At 52.3% G+C, this 21824-nt stretch carries 20 protein-coding genes and 1 other RNA gene; 15 read left to right on the forward strand and 6 right to left on the reverse strand.

The window, feature by feature from the left end:
• Positions 1-85: 85 nt before the first annotated feature.
• The 5 genes from rimP to rbfA are packed head-to-tail and all read left to right on the forward strand — an operon-like array spanning position 86 to position 6058.
• Positions 86-691 carry a ribosome maturation factor RimP gene (gene rimP / locus CSR02_RS02200; protein ID WP_042787937.1) on the forward strand — a complete coding sequence of 202 codons (606 nt, stop codon included), beginning with the start codon at positions 86-88 and terminating at the stop codon, positions 689-691.
• 30 nt (positions 692-721) lie between these two features.
• Positions 722-2266, forward strand: coding sequence for a transcription termination factor NusA (gene nusA, locus CSR02_RS02205; protein WP_099540412.1), 1545 nt, complete (start codon positions 722-724; stop codon positions 2264-2266).
• A gap of 14 nt (positions 2267-2280) precedes the next feature.
• Positions 2281-2931 carry an RNA-binding protein gene (locus tag CSR02_RS02210; RefSeq protein WP_099540413.1) on the forward strand — a complete coding sequence of 217 codons (651 nt, stop codon included), beginning with the start codon at positions 2281-2283 and terminating at the stop codon, positions 2929-2931.
• Entirely contained in the window at positions 2928-5597 is a 2670-nt protein-coding gene (infB, locus tag CSR02_RS02215; RefSeq protein ID WP_099540414.1) for a translation initiation factor IF-2, read from the forward strand. Before CSR02_RS02210 ends, infB begins: the two co-directional genes overlap by 4 nt.
• Positions 5594-6058: a 30S ribosome-binding factor RbfA gene (gene rbfA / locus CSR02_RS02220; RefSeq protein WP_099540415.1), complete on the forward strand. Its 465-nt coding sequence runs from the start codon at positions 5594-5596 to the stop codon at positions 6056-6058. Before infB ends, rbfA begins: the two co-directional genes overlap by 4 nt.
• A gap of 4 nt (positions 6059-6062) precedes the next feature.
• Here rbfA and CSR02_RS02225 read toward each other — a convergent pair whose 3' ends face one another.
• Positions 6063-6515: an Lrp/AsnC family transcriptional regulator gene (locus tag CSR02_RS02225; RefSeq protein ID WP_099540416.1), complete on the reverse strand. Its 453-nt coding sequence runs from the start codon at positions 6513-6515 to the stop codon at positions 6063-6065.
• A 128-nt stretch (positions 6516-6643) separates the two neighbouring features.
• On the opposite strand from CSR02_RS02225, the gene alr reads away from it, so the two are divergent.
• The 3 genes from alr to CSR02_RS02245 all read left to right on the forward strand — a co-directional run bounded on the left by alr (position 6644) and on the right by CSR02_RS02245 (position 10837).
• A complete protein-coding gene (gene alr / locus CSR02_RS02230) occupies positions 6644-7789 on the forward strand; it encodes an alanine racemase (RefSeq protein ID WP_099540417.1) in 1146 nt (381 codons plus the stop codon).
• 29 nt (positions 7790-7818) lie between these two features.
• The gene (locus tag CSR02_RS02235) at positions 7819-9078 is read left to right on the forward strand and encodes a D-amino acid dehydrogenase (RefSeq protein WP_099540418.1); all 1260 of its coding nucleotides are present in this window, start codon (positions 7819-7821) and stop codon (positions 9076-9078) included.
• A 226-nt stretch (positions 9079-9304) separates the two neighbouring features.
• Positions 9305-10837, forward strand: coding sequence for a glucoamylase family protein (locus CSR02_RS02245; RefSeq protein ID WP_099540420.1), 1533 nt, complete (start codon positions 9305-9307; stop codon positions 10835-10837).
• 55 nt (positions 10838-10892) lie between these two features.
• Here the strand turns inward: CSR02_RS02245 and CSR02_RS02250 are convergent, their stop codons facing one another.
• The 4 genes from CSR02_RS02250 to ssrA all read right to left on the reverse strand — a co-directional run bounded on the left by CSR02_RS02250 (position 10893) and on the right by ssrA (position 14081).
• Positions 10893-11285 (reverse strand): VOC family protein, encoded by a 393-nt coding sequence (locus CSR02_RS02250; protein WP_042787951.1) that lies wholly within the window; start codon positions 11283-11285, stop codon positions 10893-10895.
• A 60-nt stretch (positions 11286-11345) separates the two neighbouring features.
• Positions 11346-12998 carry a fumarate hydratase gene (locus CSR02_RS02255; protein ID WP_099540421.1) on the reverse strand — a complete coding sequence of 551 codons (1653 nt, stop codon included), beginning with the start codon at positions 12996-12998 and terminating at the stop codon, positions 11346-11348.
• A 46-nt stretch (positions 12999-13044) separates the two neighbouring features.
• A complete protein-coding gene (locus CSR02_RS02260) occupies positions 13045-13584 on the reverse strand; it encodes an SspB family protein (protein WP_042787954.1) in 540 nt (179 codons plus the stop codon).
• Positions 13585-13754: 170 nt separating this feature from the next.
• Positions 13755-14081, reverse strand: a transfer-messenger RNA (tmRNA) gene (gene ssrA / locus CSR02_RS02265).
• Positions 14082-14192: 111 nt separating this feature from the next.
• Here ssrA and thyX point away from each other — a divergent pair.
• From thyX to CSR02_RS02280, 3 genes are all read left to right on the forward strand, one after another.
• A complete protein-coding gene (thyX, locus tag CSR02_RS02270; RefSeq protein WP_042787955.1) occupies positions 14193-15101 on the forward strand; it encodes an FAD-dependent thymidylate synthase in 909 nt (302 codons plus the stop codon).
• 19 nt (positions 15102-15120) lie between these two features.
• Positions 15121-15399: a hypothetical protein gene (locus tag CSR02_RS02275; protein ID WP_042787957.1), complete on the forward strand. Its 279-nt coding sequence runs from the start codon at positions 15121-15123 to the stop codon at positions 15397-15399.
• 130 nt (positions 15400-15529) lie between these two features.
• Positions 15530-15811: a hypothetical protein gene (locus CSR02_RS02280; RefSeq protein ID WP_042787959.1), complete on the forward strand. Its 282-nt coding sequence runs from the start codon at positions 15530-15532 to the stop codon at positions 15809-15811.
• 80 nt (positions 15812-15891) lie between these two features.
• On the opposite strand, the gene CSR02_RS02285 is transcribed toward CSR02_RS02280, so the two are convergent.
• Positions 15892-16995: an Mrp/NBP35 family ATP-binding protein gene (locus CSR02_RS02285; protein ID WP_099540502.1), complete on the reverse strand. Its 1104-nt coding sequence runs from the start codon at positions 16993-16995 to the stop codon at positions 15892-15894.
• 207 nt (positions 16996-17202) lie between these two features.
• Here CSR02_RS02285 and CSR02_RS02290 point away from each other — a divergent pair, with 207 nt between their 5' ends.
• From CSR02_RS02290 to CSR02_RS02305, 4 genes are all read left to right on the forward strand, one after another.
• Complete coding sequence (locus CSR02_RS02290) at positions 17203-18369, forward strand: OpgC family protein (protein ID WP_099540503.1); 1167 nt, start codon at positions 17203-17205, stop codon at positions 18367-18369.
• Between the two features lie 40 nt (positions 18370-18409).
• The gene (locus CSR02_RS02295; protein ID WP_099540422.1) at positions 18410-19045 is read left to right on the forward strand and encodes an SGNH/GDSL hydrolase family protein; all 636 of its coding nucleotides are present in this window, start codon (positions 18410-18412) and stop codon (positions 19043-19045) included.
• Positions 19046-19176: 131 nt separating this feature from the next.
• Positions 19177-20709, forward strand: coding sequence for a DegQ family serine endoprotease (locus CSR02_RS02300; protein ID WP_099540423.1), 1533 nt, complete (start codon positions 19177-19179; stop codon positions 20707-20709).
• Complete coding sequence (locus CSR02_RS02305) at positions 20710-21738, forward strand: FUSC family protein (RefSeq protein WP_099540424.1); 1029 nt, start codon at positions 20710-20712, stop codon at positions 21736-21738.
• The last annotated feature ends 86 nt before the right edge of the window (positions 21739-21824 follow it).

Below are 21824 nucleotides of genomic sequence, written 5' to 3' on the forward strand. Positions count from 1 at the left end.
AGCAGTTTTATTCTGCCCTTGCGGTTTTGTGTGGTATCCCTTACATATCATACCATCCTTCTCAATTTGTTTTACGTTTCGGGGGGTGGCCTTGACGGCCGCCTTTTTTGCATTGGATACAGATCTTTCTGCCCACTCTGGCTTAGAAGCCCGCGTTGCTGCGCTGATAGCCCCTGCCGTTGAGGATATGGGTTATGAGATTGTGCGTGTTGCTGTGCTGGGGCGTGAGCGCCCTACCGTGCAGATCATGGCAGATCGCAAGGATGGTTCCCTGATCAATGTAGAAGATTGTGAACGGATCAGCCATGCGGTTGGTGCCGTTTTGGATGTTGAAGATCCCATTCCGGGGGCATGGACGCTGGAAGTTTCCTCTGCCGGAATAGATCGGCCTCTAACCCGTGCGAAGGACTGGAACCGCTTTGCCGGGCACCAGGCCAAGGCAGAAGTTCTGCTGCCGGTAAATGGGCGCCGCCGTTTTTCCGGTACGGTTCTGGGGTCTGATGGAACTGTTGCGCGGATGCGTCTGGATGATGGCACGGAAGTTGCCTTGCCGCTGGAAGAACTCCGGCGTGCACGGTTGGTGCTGACAGATGCTCTGATTGAAGCTAGTGCCCGTATGGTGCAATCTGCGCCCGGCACTGATCCCGCCCAGAAGAATGACAACGATTCTTCCGGGCCCAAGGTGCATTGATAAAGCTGCCTGTTTTGGAGAGCTGAGAGTATGGATACCTCTGTTTCCCGTCCTGAACTTTTACTGGTTGCAGACGCTGTCTCGCGCGAGAAAGGTATTGAGCGTGAAGAAGTGCTGGAAGCCATGGAACAGGCGATCCAGAAAGCCGGACGCGACAAATATGGGCACGAAAAGGACATTCGTGCCACCATCGACCGCAAGACAGGTGATGTGCGTCTGTCACGCTGGACGGAAGTGGTGGACGAAGTGGAAAATGAAGATACGCAGATTGCGCTCTCCATTGCCCGCAAGTTCCGCCCTGAAATTCAGGCAGGCGAATATCTGATTGATCCGCTGCCCCCGATTGATTTTGGCCGTATTGCCGCGCAAACCGCCAAACAGGTGATTGTGCAGCGTGTGCGTGAATATGAACGCAAGCGCCAGTATAACGAATTCAAGGACCGCGTCGGCGAAATCGTAAATGGTACCGTCAAGCGGACCGAATACGGCAACCTGCTGGTGGAAATTGGTTCGGCGGAAGCGTTGTTGCGGCGTGATGAGTTGATCCCGCGTGAAACGTTCCGTAACTCAGACCGTGTGCGCGCCTACATCTATGATGTGCGTGATGAGCCCCGCGGCCCGCAGATTTTTCTTTCTCGTACGCATCCGGCCTTTTTGGCCAAGTTGTTTGCGCAGGAAGTGCCAGAAATTTATGATGGCATTATCGAAATTAAAGCCGTTGCGCGTGACCCAGGTTCCCGTGCAAAAATGGCCGTCATTTCCCGTGATGCGTCTATTGATCCGGTTGGGGCCTGCGTAGGTATGCGCGGCTCTCGCGTGCAGGCGGTTGTGGCTGAATTGCAGGGCGAAAAAATTGATATCATCCCATGGAGCCCGCAGGCCGCTACTTTTGTGGTGAATGCACTGGCTCCGGCTGAAGTCAGCAAAGTGGTGATGGATGAAGAAGCCGGCCGCGTAGAAGTGGTTGTGCCAGATGAACAGCTTTCTCTGGCTATTGGCCGTCGTGGGCAGAATGTCCGCTTGGCTAGCCAGTTGACCCGTTGGGATATTGATATTCTGACAGAAGCAGAAGAATCCGAACGTAGGCAGGAAGAGTTCCGTCGTCGCACAGCGCTGTTTGTTGAGGCGCTGGATGTGGATGACGTGATTGCCGGTTTGTTGGTGACAGAAGGTTTCCATTCCGTCGAAGAACTGGCTTTTGCAGATCCGGATGAGCTGATCGGTATTGAAGGGTTTGACGAGTCGGTTGTTCAGGAACTGGTTCAGCGGGCCGAAGCCTACCTTGTTCAGCAGGAAGAAAAGCTGGATGATCGGCGGAAAGAGCTGGGTGTTGTGGACGAGATTGCCGATATGGGCGTGTTTACAAACCAGATGCTTGTGACATTGGGTGAAAAAGGTGTAAAAACCTTAGACGACCTTGCTGATCTGGCCGGTGATGAACTGGTTGAGATCTTGGGTGCTGAAGCCATTGAGGAAGAAGCCGCCAATGAAATCATCATGGCAGCACGTGCTCATTGGTTTGAGGATGAAAATCAGCAGTCTTCTGATACCAAGGAAGGTGAGGCCAGCGCCTGAGGCCTGATATAATAATGGGTGGTGATTTCTTGCCAGAGACAGAAGAGAAAGGCAGCCTTCGGAGGTGCGCGGTAACGCGTGAGGAAGGCGAACCTTCTTTGATGGTTCGGTTTGTGATTTCACCATCTGGTGAGGTGGTGCCTGATCTGGATGCACGTCTGCCGGGGCGGGGAATATGGTTGAGCCCCCGCCGGGATGTGATAGAACAGGCACGTGTGCGGGGCGTTTTTTCACGTGCTGCACGCCAGCAGGTGAAAGTGCCGGAAGATTTGGTGGCCCGTGTTGAAGCAGGGCTGCTCCGGCGGATGAGCGAACTTGTGGGGCTGGCTCGTAGGGCTGGTCAGGCTACAAGTGGATTTATGAAGGTGCGGGAATGGCTGGTGCAGCGTAAGGCGGCCATTGTTGTTCATGCGCTGGATGGAAGCAGGGAAGAACGTGAACGGCTGGTTTCCGGCCAACGTGATATTCCTGTTGTTGAGGCGTTGTCATCCGAAGATCTGGCAAAGATTTTTGGGCGGGAACGAGTGGTGAACGTAGCGCTTTCAGCCGGTGGGCTGGCACAGCGCTTACGTTGTGAGAATAAGCGTTTTACGGGGGTTGCTGAAGGCGGCCCTCGCATGCCCCGGACCTTTCCGGCGCATGGGTGTGAACAGGCGGGTCAATGAGCGAAGGCAAGGATCAGGATCAGGGTAAGGGGCGTTTGTCCCTTCGGCCGGCAGGGCGTTCGGAGGTCGGACGGACGGTTGATGCCGGGTCCGTGCGGCAAAGTTTCAGTCATGGCCGCTCCAAGGTTGTGCAGGTTGAAGTGCGCAAAAAACGTGGTGCCGGGCCGGGTGGTTCTGGTGGACGTGCCGGTGGAGCGCGCGGTGGCGGTCGTACGCTAACAGCCGCTGAACTGGCCATGCGTCAGCGTGTGCTGGCGGAACAGAAGAAAGCTGCGCAGGAAGCTGCGCGGCGTGAAGCCGAACAGCGTGAAGCTGAAAAAATCCGTATTCTTTCGGCTGCTGAAGAAGCACGCCGTAAGGAAGAGGAAGACAAGCGCGCGGCTGAAGAGGCTGAAGCTGCAAAAGCAGCGGCTGAAGAGAACGAGCGCAAGTCGCGCATTGAGTCCATTCAGCCTATTGCTGTGAAGGAACCAGTGGTTTCGGCTGTGCCCATTCCCGGTGAAGTCACACTGGCACCGCCTGTTGGACGCCTGCGCCCATTGGCTGAGCGTGCCATTATGCCAGCCAAACCGCTCAAGCCAGCGCCCACACGCTCTCAGCCTGCTGAGGCTAAGGAAAAAGAGCCAGCAGCCGCACAAACACTGCGTTTGCGTGGTGGCCGCGGGATGGAAAGCGATGATGAGCCACGCCGTGGTGCTTCTCGCAAGACACCGGCTGGCAACCATCGTAAAAGTGGTGGCGGGCGCAAGTCCGATGTTGGCGGTGGCCGTCGCGCTGGACGGATTGACGTGCAAGCCGCGATTGAAGGTGATGATGACAAGACGCGTTCACTGGCGTCTGTCCGCCGTCAGCGTGAACGTGAGCGCCGTCAGGCTGAGCTGGAACGCTTGCGTTCCGATCAGGTGAAAGTGGTGCGTGATGTGGTTCTGCCGGAAAACATTACCGTGCAGGAACTGGCAAACCGTATGGCCGCCCGTCAGGGTGAAGTTATCAAAGCGCTGATGAAAATGGGCGTGATGGCAACGGTGACCCAGACGATTGATGCAGATACGGCTGAACTGATTGTTGAAGAATTCGGCCACCGCGTGCGCCGTGTTTCTGAAGCAGACGTTGAATTGGGTATTGAAGGTGTGGAAGACGCACCGGAAGATCTGCGTCCGCGTCCGCCAGTTGTTACCATCATGGGCCATGTTGACCATGGTAAGACATCCTTGCTGGATGCTTTGCGCACAACAGATGTTGCAGGTGGGGAAGCCGGCGGTATTACCCAGCATATTGGGGCGTATCAGGTTACTCTGCCTTCCGGTTCCAAGATTACATTCCTGGATACTCCGGGCCATGAAGCCTTTACGGCTATGCGTGCTCGTGGTGCTTCCATTACGGATGTGGTGGTGCTGGTTGTGGCGGCTGATGATGGTGTGATGCCGCAGACGGTTGAAGCCATTAAACACGCCAAGGCTGCAAACGTGCCGATGATTGTTGCTATCAACAAGATCGACAAGCCGGGTGCCAAGCCGGATCGGGTGCGGCAGGAACTTCTGAGCCACGAAATTGTGGTGGAATCCATGGGCGGTGACGTTCAGGATATTGAAGTGTCTGCATTGAAGCGCACCGGACTGGATAAGCTGGAAGAAGCCATTCTTCTGCAGGCAGAAATTCTGGAACTGAAGGCTAACCCGGATCGGGCTGCTGAAGGTGCCGTTATTGAAAGCCGTCTGGACCGTGGCCGCGGTTCTGTTGCTTCTGTGCTCGTGCAAAAAGGCACGCTGCATAAAGGTGATATTGTAGTTGCTGGCACCGAATGGGGCCGGGTGCGTGCTCTGCTGGATGATCGTGGCCGTCAGGTTACGGATGCAGGGCCTTCCATGCCGGTTGAAGTGCTGGGTCTCTCTGGTGTGCCATCTGCGGGTGCGCCGTTCGTGGTGGTTGAAAATGAAAACCGCGCACGTGAGATTTCCGAGTTCCGTCAGCGTAAGCTGAAAGAGCATCAGGTTGCTGGTCAGGTGGCTGCTCGTGGCACGCTGGATCAGATGCTGGCCCGTATTCAGGCGGGTGATCAGAAAGAAGTTTCTGTTCTGATCAAGGCAGATGTTCAGGGTTCTGCGGAAGCGATCCAGACAACCGTTCTCAAGCTGGCAAATGAGGAAGTGGGCGTTCGCGTTCTCAATGCTTCTGTGGGTCAGATTACGGAAAGTGACGTGCAGCTTGGCAAGGCATCAGATGCAATTATTATTGCATTTAATGTGCGTGCCACAGCACAGGCCCGCCAGTTGGCACAGCGCGAAGGTGTTGATATCCGCTACTATTCCATCATCTATCAGGTTGCTGATGATGTGGAACAGCTTGTGCGCGGTAAGCAGGCACCCAAGCATCGTGAAAAGTTCCTTGGTTATGCCGAAATCCGCCGTGTGTTCGAAATCAGCAAGGTGGGCAAGGTAGCCGGTTGTTACGTTACGGAAGGCGTTGTGAAACGCGGTTGTGGCGTGCGTCTGCTGCGTGATGGTGTGGTGGTTCATGAAGGTGAACTTAGCCAGCTGAAGCGCTTTAAGGACGATGTGAAGGAAGTCAGCAAGGGTTACGAATGTGGCCTTTCCTTTGCAGGTTATAATGATCTGCGCGAAGGCGACGTGGTGGAATGCTTTGAAAGTGAGCTGGTTCCAGCATGAGCCGCAAGAACGGATCAGGCAGTAAGGTAGCAGGACCGGCGGGGTATCTCGCCGGTCTTGCTCCATCTGGCCCTTCCCAGCGTCAGTTGCGGGTGGGGGAAGAAGTGCGGCGCGTACTGGCCGAGCTGTTTGCCCGCACCACATTTCGCGATCCAGATCTGGTGGATGTTTCCCTTACGGTTACGGAAGTCCGTCTTTCTCCAGATTTTCGGCATGCAACGGTTTTTATTACCCGTTTGGGTCGGAGCGATGTTTCCGAGCTTTTGCCGGCCTTAAAGCGGGTGGCGCCGTGGTTAAGAACTCAGCTTGCACATAAAATACGTGCACGTACTGTGCCTGAACTGCATTTTCAGCCAGATACAGCACTAGATACCGCTATGCATATGGATACCTTGCTGCGCTCTCCAGAAGTGCAGCGTGATCTGAATGCATCTTCCAAAGATGAAGAGTCGGAAGACTAGCTTTTCAGCTACATTTGCCCTGTTGCACAACTGGGCGAATGGCAAAATTGCTTTGAATACGCACAACACCCGGCATGCGGGATAATTCCTCTTTATGGATACGTTCGTAATCCTGCATGTCCCGTGCTTCTACACGTAAAAGATAATCAGCATCACCTGTCATCAGGTAACATTCCTTAACATCCGCACATTCTTTAATACGGCTTTCAAAACGGCGCAGGCATTCTTCTGTCTGCTTTTCCAGGGTAATCTGCACAATAATCGTCGCGACAACTGTGCTTTTCTGCCGGGCAATAACGGCCCGATACCCCTGTATGGTGCCCTGTTGTTCAAGCATGCGCACACGCCGCAGGCAGGCAGATGGGGAAAGTCCCACTTTTTCAGCCAGTTCAGCATTGCTGAGGCGGCCATTATGTTCAAGGTGCCGTAAAATAGCTTCGGTGACGCGGTCTGGCATAATCTGTCTTTTGTGGGCTGATATTGAAATTTTATTCTAAAATACAGGAAAAATGATATGTTCTGCAACACACTGGCAGGATATCTTACTGAATCTCTGCTAAAATTTTGGAATCGAAACAAATAAGGGTGGCGGTTGTGAATACTGTTTCGTCCTCAGCGAGAACAATGTGGCCAGCATCGCGCGCAGGGGCTGTGTTGACGATAAATCTTTCCGCTATTGCCGAAAATTACCGCTATCTTGTGAACAAACTGGGCAAAACAGTTTGCGCCGCAGTAGTTAAGGCCGATGCTTATGGGCTTGGGATTGCACAGGTGGCGCCCGTTTTGGAACAGGTTGGCGCAAAACATTTTTTTGTCGCACATGTGGATGAAGGGCTAGCCCTTAGGCCATATCTTTCACCCCACACATCAGTAACTGTGTTGCATGGTCCGCGGCCGGATGCTGCTGAGGTTTGCGTACGCAATAATTTGCGGCCAGTTTTAAACAGCCTGAAACAGGTGGCTGTTTTGCGGGATCTGGCAGCCAAAATGGATAAGCCGCTGGATGTGGCCATTCAACTGGATACGGGTATGTCTCGTTTTGGCCTTTCAGAGGCTGATATCCATAAACTGATGGCCACTCCTGAACTTTTGGAGGGGTTATCTGTCAGTCTGGTTATGAGTCATCTGGCCTGTGCAGATACGCCAGAAAATGCAGCCAATGCCATGCAGCGTGAACGGTTTGAGAACTATGCACGCATGTTGCCAAAGGCAGCTTTAAGTCTTTCTGCATCTTCTGGAATTTTTCTGGGGCAACCATTTCATTTTGATCTCGTGCGCCCTGGTGCTGCTTTGTATGGTGTGGCGCCGCAGAATGATGGTGTTAATCCACTTAAGCCTGTTGTGGGGTTGCAAACGCATATTCTGCAAATTCGCACTTTATCCAAAGGGGATCGGGTGGGGTATGGGCTTACGTGGCAAGCGACTGGCCCATGCCGTGTTGCGACCATTGCGGTTGGATATGCTGATGGATTTGCCCGTGCGGGCGCTGCTGCGGGATGCGCTTGGTATAAAGGATATCGGCTACCAATTCTGGGCCGAATCTCTATGGATTCCATGACAGTTGATCTTTCCGCAGTGCCCGAAGGGCTGCTGGAAGAAGATAGCATGGTGGAACTTTTGAATGAGTCTTACGGCGTAGATGATGTGGCCAAAGCAGAAGGCACAATAGGCTACGAAGTACTGACATCTCTGGGGCGGCGTTATCATCGCGTTTATGCAACGGCTGCCTGAAGGTTTACCCAACAGAAAGAAAAGCAGAAATGAAAATTCTGGTTCTGGGAAGTGGTGTTGTAGGGGTTACATCTGCCTGGTATCTGGCTAAGGCAGGGCATGAAGTAACAGTGGTGGACCGTCAGCCCGAAGCTGGCATGGAAACCAGCTTTGCCAATGCGGGACAGGTTTCACCGGGTTATTCTGCACCGTGGGCCGGGCCGGGTGTGCCGCTAAAATCTATTGGCTGGTTGCTTATGAAGTATCGGCCATTTGTGTTTTGGCCAATGCCAGACCCACGTTTGTGGACATGGCTTTTTCAGATGCTGGAAAACTGCACGGCTGCTGCGTATGACCGTAACAAAGGGCGTATGGTGCGGTTGGCCGAATATAGCCGCGATGTTCTGCAGGATTTACGTGCCACAACCGGCATTACGTATGATGACCGCCAGCAAGGTACGCTACAGGTTTTTAGAACCCAGAAACAGCTTGATGCAACAGCCAAGGACATTGCTGTTCTTAAACAGTATAATGTGCCCTACGAACTTTTGGACGTAGAAGGCTGCGTGGCTGCTGAACCCGGTCTTGCCGTATCTCGCCACAAGATTGTTGGTGGCCTGCGTCTGCCGGGTGATGAAACAGGGGATGCCTTTAAGTTCACGCAACGTCTGGCCGCTATGGCGCAGGAAGCTGGCGTGAAGTTTCTGTATGATACGGTGGTGCGCCGTATTCGTTCAGAAAGTGGGCGCGTAACGGGTGTAGAAACATCTCGCGGTGTACTGACAGCAGATTCCTATGTGCTGTCATTGGGCAGTTTTTCTCCTGCGTTGCTGCGACCGTTAGGGATTGATCTTCCTGTTTATCCTGTAAAAGGGTATTCCTTAACGGCATCTATTCAAAATGCAGATGTTGCGCCAGTGTCCACCATTATGGATGAAACCTTTAAAATTGGTATCACGCGGTTAGGAGACCGGGTGCGTATTGGTGGTACTGCGGAATTGGCAGGTTTCAGCCGTCGCTTACGCAAACCCCGCCGAGAAACACTGGAACATTCCGTAACAGATTTATTTCCCGGATGCTGCGATGTAGAGCAGGCTCTTTTCTGGACAGGGCTGCGCCCCATGACTCCAGATGGCACGCCGGTTATTGGCCGCACAGGTTTGGATAATCTGTTCTTAAATACAGGGCATGGCACGTTAGGGTGGACCATGGCCTGTGGCTCCGGCAAAGTTTTGGCGGATCTTATGTCTAACAAAAAGCCTGATATTGATACGGCAGATCTGAACATCTTCCGTTATCGTCAGTCATAATTTCATAATCAAACAAGAGTGCTTGGTGCAGGCGGAAAAAGCTGTATGCATTTTTCGCTTGTGCGCACCGCAAAAAATCTACCTTGGAAAGCATTGTTTTTGCATGATCGGTGTTTCATGCTCGTGTTTGTGGGAACCTTACACTTGCGTACAAGCCGTTCGGCAGAACAGTGTTGTAGCGTAATGGTCAGGGCGGTCTGGGGTAACAAGCGGATTTTTGGCGGTGATGAAAACAAAGTGCCTACGTGATGTATGGAAATGTAAAAAGCCGGATCTTTCAGAAAAAAGAAAATCCTTTCTAAAATCAGGGGCTTTGCTTCTTGCTGGAAGCCTCTTTCTAGGTGTTGCCAGTATTGGCGGGCAAGCCTATGCGCTTGCACCTTCTGCGCAGGCACCACAGGCTTATGTTCCTGCCCCGGCTGATATGGCTATGCTATCAGATCTGGAGCAACGGACGTTCCAGTGGTTTTGGGATTCAGCAGATCCAGCTACGGGGCTTGTTCCCGACCGTTATCCTTCCGATCAGAAGCAGGATAGTGTGGCTTCTGTTGGGTTTGGTCTTACCGCCTATGGCATTGGTGTTAAGCGCCATTACATTACGCGGCAGCAGGCTGTGGCGCGTACACTCACAACGCTACGCTATATGTGGAAACTGCCGCAAAATGCGAGCGCAGATAAAGCCTCTGGCTATCACGGGTTTTTCTATCATTTTCTGGATAACCGCACAGGCTTGCGTCTGAACCCGGATATTGAACTTTCCAGTATTGATACAGCATTGTTAATGCAGGGTGTTTTGTTCTGCCGTAATTTTTATACGCAGGATACAGCCCAGGAAAAAGAAATTCGCCAGCTTTCTGACCAGCTTTTCAACAGAGTGGACTGGAAGTGGATGGAACGGCCAGATCATCGGTTAAGTATGGGGTGGTCACCCGAACATGGATTTCTTTCCAATTATTGGGAAGGATACAGCGAGGGTATGATGCTGTACATTCTTGCTTTGGGCGCGCCTGAACATGGGTTGCAGCCTGTTTCCTGGCAAGCATGGCTTGAAACAAATGATAAGCGCTGGGGTGAGGAATACGGGCAAACATTTCTAAACTTCGCCCCACTCTTTGGGCATCAATATTCTCATGCCTGGATAGATTTCCGCGGTATTCAGGATAACTGGATCAGCGGAAAAGGGATTGATTATTTTGAAAATAGTCGGCGCGCTGTGTATGCACAGCGGAATTATGCCATATCCAACCCCGGTAAATGGCAAGGTTACGATGCCAACACATGGGGCCTGACAGCCAGCGATGGACCAGGGGACGTGACCAAAACAGAAAATGGGCAGACACGCCACTTTCTGTCTTACAGTGCGCGTGGTGTGGGGCGTGACTATACGCAGGATGATGGCACCATTGCCCCAACGGCGGCGGGTGGTTCTGTTGCATTTGCGCCGGAAATTGCCATTCCCACGCTCCGCACCATGAAAGAGAAATACGGAAACCATATTTACGGCAAATATGGTTTTGCAGATTCATTTAACCCTAGTTTTCATGATGAAAAGCAGGATTACTGGGCAGATAACACCTATTTGGGGATCGATCAGGGCCCCATTCTGCTGATGGTAGAAAATTGGCGGAGTGGCCTAGTGTGGGATACAATGCGGCAAAGCACCGTTATCCGCCGTGGGCTACTTCAGGCTGGTTTTCATGGAGGATGGTTGCAGCAGGTTGCGCAACAGCCTGCATCGGTAGTGCGGCGTAAAGGTTGATAATGAAAAAAGTGCCTCTCTCTTTTCCAATATTTTAAAAGAGAGAGGCCTATTTTTAACCTTGATAAGATGCAATTTCGATCAGATTTTCATCCGGATCGTGGCAGTAAACAGAGGTAATTGGCCCCAATGCGCCCAAGCGTGCTACGGGGCCTTCTACAATGGTCACACCACAGGTTTTAAGATGTTCGCACACATCTTCACTGGTAATGGCAGTTACAAAACATAAATCGTTTCCGCCAGGCAGGGCATGAGTGGCTGTTTCCCACCCGGTGGCATTGTAGGGCCGCAAGTTAAGTTTTTGGCCCCCAAAGCGTAGTGCCGTGCGATTATTACGGCCATATTCTTCCCGATCCATGCCCAGCACGCGCTGGAACCAGGAAGCAGAAATTTCTACATCTCTTACGGTCAGGACCACATGGTCTAGCCGATCTACTGTAAAGCGCATGAAACCGCATCGCTCCCTTGCTGTTGGCCCCTTTATTGCAAAGGGGCCAAGGCTGTTGCCTTACAGCTCAGCGTAGAAGTCGTTGCCTTTATCATCAATAACAATAAATGCCGGAAAATCTTCTACTTCAATTTTCCATACGGCTTCCATGCCCAGTTCAGGGTATTCAAGCACTTCCACCTTGCGGATGCAGTCTTTGGCAAGGCGGGCCGCCGGACCACCAACAGACCCCAGATAGAAGCCACCATATTTCTGGCAGGCATCCTTCACGGCCTTGGAGCGGTTGCCCTTGGCTAGCATGACATAAGATCCGCCATTGGCCTGTAGCTCCGCTACGTAGGAATCCATGCGGCCAGCCGTTGTGGGGCCAAAGGAACCTGTGGGCATGCCAGCAGGCGTTTTGGCTGGCCCAGCGTAATAGACGGGATGATCTTTTAGATACTGCGGCAGCCCTTCACCTTTTTGTAGGCGTTCGCGGAATTTGGCGTGGGCAATATCACGCGCAACAACCATGGTCCCTGTAAGTGCCAGACGGGTTTTGACAGGATATTTGGAAAGCTCCTTACGGATTTCATCCATCGGCCGGTTCAGGTCGATCTTGATGGCTTCACCTTCCAGATGTTCATCCGTGGTTTCTGGCAGGAAGCGTGCGGGGTCATGCTCCAACTGTTCCAGAAAGAAACCTTCCGCTGTCACGCGGGCCTTGATCTGCCGATCTGCCGAGCAGGAAACGCCAATGCCAACAGGCAGTGATGCACCATGGCGGGGCAGGCGGATAACGCGCACATCATGGCAGAAATATTTGCCGCCAAACTGAGCGCCAATTCCCAGCTTGCGGGTAAGTTCCAGCACCTTCTGTTCCATATCGACATCACGGAAGGCGTGACCGGTCATATCCCCTTTGGTTGGCAGGGAATCATACCAGTGGGTAGATGCCAGCTTAACTGTTTTCAGTGTTTGTTCGGCAGACATGCCACCAATAACAATAGCCAGATGGTATGGCGGGCAGGCGGAAGTGCCAAGTGTTTTGATCTTGGTATCCAGCCAGTCCAGCAATTGCTGTTCAGACCCCAGCAGAGCGCGTGTTTCCTGGAACAGGAAGGTTTTGTTGGCAGACCCACCGCCCTTGGCCACAAACATCAGATCCATCTGCTCATCATGCTCACCAGCGGGGCTGGCGAAAAGATCGCACTGAACGGGCAGATTGGTGCCGGTATTTTTTTCATCAAACATGGTGAGCGGCGCCATCTGGGAATAGCGCAGATTGGTGCGTGTATATGTTTCGTACACACCCTTGGAGAAGGCAACTTCCTCGTTCCCTTCCACCCAGACACGCTGGCCTTTTTTGCCAAACACAATGGCGGTGCCGGTATCCTGACACATGGGCAACACACCGCCAGCGGCAATACAGGCGTTTTTCAGCAGATCAAGCGCCACAAAGCGATCATTGTCTGAAGCTTCTGGGTCTTTCAGAATAGAAGCAAGCTGCGCTAGGTGGGCGGGGCGCAAAAAATGCGCCACTTCATGAAACGCCTGTGCTGTCAGCTCTGTAAGGGATTCGGGCGTAACATGCAGCACGGTTTTGCCACCGCACTGTGATGTGCTTACACCGGCAAGATCCAGCTTGCGATAGGTGGTTTTATCCTCCCCCATCGGAAACAGGGGAGAATAGGCAAATTCCGGCACCGGGGGGCGAGGGGGCTGGCTGGTCATTTCTTCGTGTCTTCTCCGTCAACCTGGCCCCGTTTGCGCCGGGGCTTCAGGCGGGTGATGGTCCTTTCTTACGGAAAGCGTCAAGACTCACGACCTGTGAGGACGAGTCGCTTTCCTCTGGCTCGCTCTGTTCGGGCTGGCCAGTGGTGGGTTCTTCCGGTGTGGTGGCTTCCTCCATGGGCTCCGTGGCTGCAAAATGCAGGCTGAACCTTATTGCAGGATCAGCAAACCCAGTAATGGCCTGCACGGGAATAACCAATATGGAGCCAACACCCCCAAAGGACAGGCCGACAGAAACAGTGTTTGCTGCACGGTCCACCTTCAGATCCCAGAACTGGTGCTGGAGCACGATGGTCATTTCATGCGGATACTGGGCGCGAAGTCGGGCAGGAATATCCACGCCGGGAAAATCCGTAAGGAAAGTCAGATAGAAATGATGCTCTCCTGCAAGCCCTTCGCGGCTCACATGTTCGAGCGCATTAAGCATGACACCGCGTGATGCATCATTTAGCCAGCGTTCATACGGCAGCAGGCTAGGGGCTGGAAAAAGGGATTCGTCCTGTGTGGGGTCGTGGTCATCAGCCATATTATTTGCTCCTTGCCGCCACCGGGAAAATCCCGGCTTCTTGATCAGTATTTTATATAACGCAGGGATGCGCGAAAGATCACACCAGCGCAAGCACGCCGGACATGTTTGTTGCAACATCTGCCATGCAGACCACAAGATTTGAAGCAAAACTGAATTTGAAAATGAGGTGGGAGGGCTTCTGTTGCCCGGTGCCCTCCCGAACCGCGCTTATCGCTTATGCAGCAACAGCGAGCACCTCAGAGTTATCATTGGCACTTGTAAAAATAGCCCGATAACGGTGGTACAATACCGGGCAAAAAGAATATCTTTACTGCGCGTGTCGAGCCTGTTTCGTCCCCAGTTGTCCAAACCCTTGTAAGGCTGGATATTTGGTGGAGACGCCGGGTACCGCCCCCGGGTCCACTACGCCTATTCCATATTCCGTTTATTGCCATAGTCAGAAGCGAACTCCTAACACTCCAAACATAGGCAGGAGTGCAAGGGTGCGCAAGGTGTTTACGGTAAGAAAATTACAACGTGTGGCACTGGTATCTGCGGGCTGGTATCTGGGGGGTGCTATGGAGTATGGAGGTCTGAATTCAGACCACGGTTAGGAACAAAGCGGCATGGCACTGACGGAAGAACAGCGGGCAGAAATTGCAGCCCACGGGCAGGAAACCTTTGCGACACGCAGGCCCACCGTGCCAGCGCTGGAAGCCATGCTGTATGAACCGCAGGAAGTGCTGGATCATGGATTCCTGCGTGTTATTGATTATATGGGAGACGATGCTGCCATTGTGCAGGCGGCACGTGTTTCATACGGTCGGGGTACTCGCAAGGTTTCAGAAGATGCGGGGTTGATCCGGTATCTGATGCGGCATCGCCATTCCTCGCCGTTTGAAATGTGTGAAATGAAGTTTCACGTCAAACTGCCAATTTTTGTGGCACGGCAGTGGATTCGGCATCGCATGGCCAGCGTGAACGAATATTCTGCACGCTATTCCATTCTAGACAGTGAATTTTACCTGCCAGCACCAGAGCATATGGCCGCGCAGAGCGAGGTAAATCGTCAGGGGCGTGGGCAGATTCTGGCTCCACAGCAGGCTGCTGAAGTTCTGGATATCCTGCGTGATGATGCCATGCGGACGTATCGTGACTATGAAAAAATGCTGGATGCAGAAAATGGGTACGGTTTGGCGCGTGAACTTGGGCGCATTAACCTGACGTTGAATACCTATACCCAGTGGTATTGGAAAATAGACCTCCATAACCTCATGCATTTTCTGGCTTTGCGGATAGACCCGCACGCACAGTATGAAATCCGTGTTTATGCTGAAATCATGCTGAAAATTTTGCATGCATGGGTGCCGGTAACGGCCAGTGCTTTTGAAGAATATCGCCGTGGCGCGGTCACATTTTCTGCTACCATGATGCAGGTTCTGCGCCGCATGCTGGCAGGGGAAACCGTGGAGCAAAAAGGTTCTGGCCTGAGCCGCCGTGAATGGGATGAAATGATGCTTAGCCTGAAAGGCTGATAGACAGTATTTTTCAACCATGATGAATGAGCCAGATAAACCAGACACCCCGAAGGAAGAGCTGTCTTTCTTTGAACAGCAGGCACAGGAAAATCAGGACAATAAAGCGCCGTGGTATCTTTTGGGTAATGGGCGCTTACCTCCACTGTGGCCTTTTGTTTTAATAGCGGTGGCGTTGTTTGCCATATGGGGTTTTCTGGTTTTGCTTGCTCCGCCGACTAAAGACAATTGGCATTTTCATTTTTGCGATGATGCGCATGGCGGCGTTAAAAATATCTGTTTAAGGCAGAATTCATAAATATCATCGTGTGAAAAATGTCTTATCTTAAAATAAGTATCGCAACTTATTCTGGTGTGATGGTTTTTATTAAAGGAACCTGTTGATTGTGCTGATATGTTCATAAATCTTTTGGAAGCCATGAAATTTAATGGAGTATAGAATGGTCAATTATATCTGGCGTACCTGTGTCATGCTTTCTGGTGTGGTTGTTATTGGAGTGGCATCTCCTGCGCATGCAGACACCTTGCGGGAAAAACAGACTGAAGCCTGTAAAGGGGATGCTCTGCGCCTTTGTACTTTGGCCATTCCGAATGAAAAGAAAATTACACAGTGCATGGAACGCAAGCAGGATAAACTTAGCCCCAAGTGTCGGGCCTTTTTTAAAAAAGATCCTAAAACTTCCCCTGCACGTAAGACAAAAACCAAATAATTTTTTGTTGGGATGATTATAAAAAAGCGGCTTTCCCTATCAAGAAAAAGCCGCTTTTTTATATAGAAAACTGGCTGCTTTTATAATTTTGGTTGCAGCATTTTTGCGACATTATGGGCAATATGGCGCCATGCCTTGGCGCCCTCGCTGTCTGGGGCATCAATAATGCCGGGCACACCTTTATCACCACTGGCGCGAATATCTGCCAGCAAAGGGACTTCCCCCAGGAAGGGAACCCCCATGGCCTCGGCTTCCTTTCTGGCGCCACCGTGGCCAAAAAGTTCTGTATTATGCCCGCAATTTGGGCAACAGAAATAAGACATATTTTCAATCAGACCCAGCACAGGCACACGTACTTTTTCAAACATGGTCACACCACGGCGTGCGTCAATCAGTGCAATATCCTGCGGGGTAGATACAATAACAGCCCCGGTTAAAGGCACTTTCTGGGTCAGGGAAAGTTGCGCATCCCCCGTACCGGGGGGCAGATCCACAACCATAACATCCAGATTTCCCCATGCCACATCTGTCAGAAGCTGGTTGATGGCCCCCATCACCATTGGGCCGCGCCAGATCATGGCGGCTTTTTCGTCTACCAACATGCCAAGGGAAACCGCCTTGATGCCCCATGCTTCAACCGGTTGCAGCTTGCCATCCACTACTTCTGGCTTGCCGGTTGCACCCAACATACGGTGCAGGGAAGGGCCATGAATATCTGCATCCAACAACCCAACTTTTAAGCCTTCCAACCCCAGCCCGACAGCCAGATTGGTGGCCGTGGTGGATTTGCCAACGCCGCCCTTGCCAGAAGCCACAGCAATAATGGTTTTTACGCCGGGAAGAAGAGGAGCATTGCCATCTGCGGGCGTAGTGCCACCCAATGGGCGATGCCCTGCGGTTTTGGGTTGTGTGGCAGCTCCGGCAGAACGATGTGACGTAAGAATAATACTGGCGCTTTGCACACCAGGCAGTTTTTCCAACTGGCGGGTAGCTGTATCGCATATGGCAGAAAGTGTTTTGGCATGTTCTCGCGGCACGGCGAATGCTACGGAAAGCTTGCCATCCGTGAGCGAACAACCTTCCAGATGCCCATGGTCCAAAAGGCTTTTACCAGTGTGTGGATCTTTTACACTTTCCAGAACATGCGCAACGTCCTGAGAGGAAATGGAGGAAGGTTGGGCCACAATTTTGCTCCTGTTAAAGGTGATGAGGGCTGTTGTGTTGGCAACAGCAAGCATGGCTTGCCGTCAAGGGGAAGGCCCATGTGGGAGGCTATGCCGATTTAGCGCATTTTCTGCGTGTGGCAGATTTTTTCTGGCACAGAACAGATGGGGCCGGTAGATGACGCACATGGTAAACGCAGTGGCGGATGGGATGGTCGGGTGGATAAAATGACCTCACAGGCTGAAAATACATCTGGGTCTGGGGTTGTGTCTGCACAGCCGTCTAAGCCGGTTGCGGGGCGAGGCCGGGACCATCGGATTGATGCCATGCGGGGTGTGGCGTTGCTGATGATGTTTATAGACCACATTCCCCAAAATCTGCTCAACCGTTTTACCATGCGCAATATTGGGTTTGCAGATGCCGCAGAGGTTTTTGTGCTTCTTGCTGGCTATGCATCATGGTTGGCATATGGGCGCGGTTTTAAAAAATACGGCGTGCCAACAATTTTAAAGCGTATTTTCCGCCGTTGTGTGCAGCTCTACATTGGGCAGACCATTATGGTGGCTGCCTATGTTTTTACTGTGCGGGCATGGCGCCATTTTACCCCGGTTTCTGTTGATTATCTGGAGCCAGAACTGGCACACGGTATGGGCTGGGTGTGGCGTGTGATGATGTTTGATGCCTTGCCCAGCAATCTTAATATTTTGCCTCTGTATATCGTGCTGCTCGGAGGGTTTCCGCTTTTTTATGTGCTGATGCGCGTGCACCGTTCTCTTGCGCTTGTGTTGTCTGGTGCCATTTGGCTGTTTGTGAATTTTGATCCTGAAATCAATTTTCCCAATTGGCTGGATCCGGACGGCTGGTATTTCAACCCGTTTGCCTGGCAGTTTCTGTTTGCATTGGGGCTTACAGCTTCCGCCGAGACTCAAAGGCGCGGAGGTGACCTGCCACGTAAGGGGTTACTGGTGGCAGCCAGTGTTCTGTACCTTGTGTTTTCCGCCATTCAGGCTTTTCCGTGGACATTATGGGGGCTGCCTGATTTCCGGCCATTTGGAGATTCTATAGCGCCAGCCAAAACATGGTTGTCTCCTTTTCGGCTGCTGGATGTTGTGGCCATTTTTTATCTGGTTCAGTCTTCAGATGCAGCGCGCAAATGGGCGGCAGAAAGTAAATGGGGGCAGATTCTGGCCCGTGTGGGTCGCCATTCTTTGGAAATATTTGTGGTTGGCACGGTGCTGGATTTGTACGCACGGCTTATTTTCAGCACGTTTGGTGAAGGGTGGGCCCTGCAGGTGGCGGTGAATATTGTGGGGCTGGCTGTGTTGTTCTGGCTGGCGGCATGGCTGGATACACGCCGTAACCGACAGCGTGCGGCATTGGCTGCCAGAACATAGGCGCCCTCTGATCTGACGTTAAAAAGAGTAAGGAAAAATCATGTCCTTGGCCAAAGCCTGTTTCTTGCCCCATCTGGCACAGCTTTTGCGGCATAAAAAGCCAGTCAAAATCACGCTGTTTGGCTCGTCTTCTACAGAAGGTGTTGGGGCTTCATCAGTTGCCGCCAGCTATGCAGGTATTTTTGAGCAGAAGTTACGGGCTGTGGTGCCTGACAAGCTGGAAGTTATCAACCGCGGTATTGGTGGACAGGGGGCTGTGCAGATGCATGCGCGGCTGGCGCAGGTTCTGGCAGACAAGGCAGATTTGGTGATCTGGCAAGGCGGAGTGAATGATCCGCTGACAGGGGTGAGTCTGGCGGATTTTGAGCAGATAACACGTGAAGATCTGCGTGCTTTACGTCAGAACGGGGCAGATGTTGCGCTGATGGATTTGCAGTGGTGCCGTTTGCTGGATGAATGCCCCAAGGCGCCTGCGTTTCAGGCTGCGGTGCATGCACTGGGGAAGGCGTTGAATATGCCGGTGTTCCCGCGTTTTGCCCTGATGAAAAAGTGGAGTGAAACATACGGGTTGGGCCGGGAAGAACTTTCTCCCGATGGCATTCATATGGGGGATACTGGGTATCGCCTTTTGGGGGAGGCGGTTGCTGCATGGGTTCTGGATTTGGCAAGGGAATAATGGCCGCACACATTTTGCTGGGGGCAAAACAAAAACCTACATGTGTAAAGCGGGCTGACCTTTTGGCATGTTCATGCCATAAACTCTCAATATATTTTCCTGCTGCTGTCTGACAGAAAGACTGTTTTTTCATGCATATATCTGTCCGTTTTGCCCGTATTTTTTCTCTGTCCAGTCTTTTGCTGGCAGGTGCAAGTTTTATGCAGCCTGCACAGGCAGATCAGGTTGCGCCGGCAACACCTCCTGTTGTGGTGGCCCAGCGTGTGCCTGAAAGCTTTGCAGATCTGGCAGCAAAGCTTCTGCCTGCTGTGGTGAATGTTTCCACCACCCAGACAGTGCGGGCAGATTCGGACGATGATGATGAAGATGACCAATTGCCGCAGATGCCCAATTTTCCTCAGGGCTCTCCGTTCGAAAAGTTTTTTCATGATTTCATGAACAGGCAGACAGAACCAGATGCGCCACCTCGGCGTATGCAGGCATTGGGGTCTGGTTTTATTATTGATCCTACCGGCTATATTGTGACCAACAACCACGTTATCCGTAAGGCAGACCGTATTACAGTTACCTTACAGGATAATACAGTTCTGATAGCCAAGGCTGTTGGGCATGATGATAGAACCGATCTTGCGCTCTTGAAGGTGGAAAGCAAAAAGCCACTGCCTTTTGTGCCGTTTGGCAATAGTGACACCCACCGGGTGGGGGATTGGGTGCTGGCCATTGGCAACCCGTTTGGCTTGTCCGGCACCGTTACAGCCGGGATCATTTCCTCCCGCGGGCGCAATATTGACCAAGGCCCGTATGATGATTTCATTCAGACCGATGCGCCCATTAACAAGGGCAATTCCGGTGGGCCCTTGTTTGATATGAACGGGCAGGTCATTGGCGTAAATACGGCCATTTATTCTCCTTCTGGCGGATCTGTGGGTATCGGGTTTGCCATTCCATCCAATGAAGCGCGCAATGTGGTGGAGCAACTGCGTAAAACCGGCAAGGTGTCACGCGGGTGGCTGGGTGTAAGAATTCAGAATGTTACACAGGATATTGCCGATGGCCTGGGGCTTACGCCAGCACGTGGCGCCTTGGTGGCTGGAGTGGAAAAAAATGGCCCGGCTGCCAAGGCCGGTTTGCAGACAGGGGATGTGATTCAGACGCTGAATGCGCAACCTATTGAGGGTAAGGCATTGCCGCGCCTTTCTGCCCAGCTTCCAGTTGGGAGTGTGGCGCATCTTGGGGTGTGGCGGCATGGTAAAACCTTGGATCTGCCCGTAACCATTGCCGCGTTGCCAGAACCTGCGGATGAAACGCCGCAAAAACCAGCGCCTACATCCAAAACCAAGGAAACTGTCAGTTTTGCAGATTTTGGTTTTTCTGTTGGCGTTATTGATACAGCAGCCCGGCAGAAATACGGCCTTTCGGCAAATCAGAAGGGCGTGCTGGTGACATCGGTACAGGAAGATGGCCTTGCGGCAGACCGAGGGTTAAAGCCCGGAGATGTGATTACCGAAGTGCAACAAGCCGAGGTGAATACACCAGCAGACCTGAAAAAGCGGATTGAAGCCGCCAAAAAGGACAAGAAGCGTTCTGTGTTGCTGCTTGTGCATGATTCAGATGGTTTGCGTTGGATTCCGTTTTCTCTAACGGGTGAAGATACGTCCCAATAAATGGTTCCATTTTCTATTCAGGCGCCATGGCTGAATAATGCCGTGGCGCGGCAGACCGTGCGGCTGTTAAGTGCTGTTGGTCTTTCTGGTTTTATGGTGTGGCTAACCAACCTGCAGGAGCCGGGCTGGGCTATTATTACATCCGTTATTGTTACGCAAAACAGTATTACGGATACCATCTCCAAAGGGCGGGATCAGATTGTTGGTACCCTTATTGGCGCGGTTGCCAGTATTGTGCCCATTACGCTGATGATGTTTTTGCACTGGCCCTTGTGGGAGGCCTTTGCAATTGCCTTTATTCCATTGGCTGTGTTGGTCAGTTGGAAGCCCGCAGCACGTATGGGTGTGGTAACACTCATGATCGCCACCTTGTTTCCCACAGAAGGGGATCCGTATCTTCGCCCTATTGAGCGTGTTCTGGCTATTCTGATCGGGGTGGGGGTTTCCACTTTGGTGACATACGTTGTGCTGCATGAGCAGGCACGGCGAGATGCCTTTCGGAATGCAGCGGAAACAGTCACGCAGATTGTGGCGATGTTGCAAAAAGCTCGTTCTGGTCACACAGATTGGGTGACCATTCAAGACATGAATGATGAGTGTGCTGCCTCGTTGCGCAAGGTGCAGGCGGCATTGGAGGAAGCACGGCGCGAACACTGGAAGCCGCTGGAACAGCGAGACCCCATGCTGGCGCAATTGCCCAAGGAAGTGCGGCAATTGCAGATGGATGCTTTGGTGGTTGCACGTGCCATGCTGCGTTTTCCGCATACGGGGGCCAGTATTCCGCCGCAACAGGTGGCAACTATTAGTGCGGGTCTTTTACGTGGGTTCCAATGGGTGATCCAGCGCTGTAATGATGAAGCAACGGCCCGATCCGGAGATGATAGCCGCGTGGCGGCAGAAGTTATTTCAGCCCTTCCGGCAGAAGATGAAACGGCAGACCCGATTATACGTTTTGTTGTGGGAATTCTGCTGACTGACTTGAAGCATATTATCAGTTTTCTGGGGGAGGATGATGCAGACCGACCGTGATGGTCTGTAAAATAGAAGATATTGAGGCCCGCAACGTGCTTTTATTTCTGATTTGTTTGTAAGCTGTGCAGATATGCAGGGCGCTA

This window comes from Acetobacter pomorum (assembly GCF_002738225.1).
Taxonomy (GTDB): Bacteria; Pseudomonadota; Alphaproteobacteria; order Acetobacterales; family Acetobacteraceae; genus Acetobacter; species Acetobacter pomorum.

Coding starts and splice junctions, on each gene's coding strand:
- CSR02_RS02245 (WP_099540420.1), top strand. CDS start 9,305: ATGAAAACAAAGTGCCTACGTGATGTATGGAAATGTAAAAAGCCGGAT.
- nusA (WP_099540412.1), top strand. CDS start 722: ATGGATACCTCTGTTTCCCGTCCTGAACTTTTACTGGTTGCAGACGCT.
- CSR02_RS02210 (WP_099540413.1), top strand. CDS start 2,281: ATGGGTGGTGATTTCTTGCCAGAGACAGAAGAGAAAGGCAGCCTTCGG.
- CSR02_RS02290 (WP_099540503.1), top strand. CDS start 17,203: ATGACCTCACAGGCTGAAAATACATCTGGGTCTGGGGTTGTGTCTGCA.
- thyX (WP_042787955.1), top strand. CDS start 14,193: ATGGCACTGACGGAAGAACAGCGGGCAGAAATTGCAGCCCACGGGCAG.
- CSR02_RS02300 (WP_099540423.1), top strand. CDS start 19,177: ATGCATATATCTGTCCGTTTTGCCCGTATTTTTTCTCTGTCCAGTCTT.
- CSR02_RS02235 (WP_099540418.1), top strand. CDS start 7,819: ATGAAAATTCTGGTTCTGGGAAGTGGTGTTGTAGGGGTTACATCTGCC.
- rbfA (WP_099540415.1), top strand. CDS start 5,594: ATGAGCCGCAAGAACGGATCAGGCAGTAAGGTAGCAGGACCGGCGGGG.
- infB (WP_099540414.1), top strand. CDS start 2,928: ATGAGCGAAGGCAAGGATCAGGATCAGGGTAAGGGGCGTTTGTCCCTT.
- CSR02_RS02280 (WP_042787959.1), top strand. CDS start 15,530: ATGGAGTATAGAATGGTCAATTATATCTGGCGTACCTGTGTCATGCTT.
- CSR02_RS02255 (WP_099540421.1), bottom strand. CDS start 12,998: ATGACCAGCCAGCCCCCTCGCCCCCCGGTGCCGGAATTTGCCTATTCT.
- CSR02_RS02260 (WP_042787954.1), bottom strand. CDS start 13,584: ATGGCTGATGACCACGACCCCACACAGGACGAATCCCTTTTTCCAGCC.
- CSR02_RS02250 (WP_042787951.1), bottom strand. CDS start 11,285: ATGCGCTTTACAGTAGATCGGCTAGACCATGTGGTCCTGACCGTAAGA.
- CSR02_RS02305 (WP_099540424.1), top strand. CDS start 20,710: ATGGTTCCATTTTCTATTCAGGCGCCATGGCTGAATAATGCCGTGGCG.
- CSR02_RS02275 (WP_042787957.1), top strand. CDS start 15,121: ATGATGAATGAGCCAGATAAACCAGACACCCCGAAGGAAGAGCTGTCT.
- CSR02_RS02225 (WP_099540416.1), bottom strand. CDS start 6,515: ATGCCAGACCGCGTCACCGAAGCTATTTTACGGCACCTTGAACATAAT.
- CSR02_RS02295 (WP_099540422.1), top strand. CDS start 18,410: ATGTCCTTGGCCAAAGCCTGTTTCTTGCCCCATCTGGCACAGCTTTTG.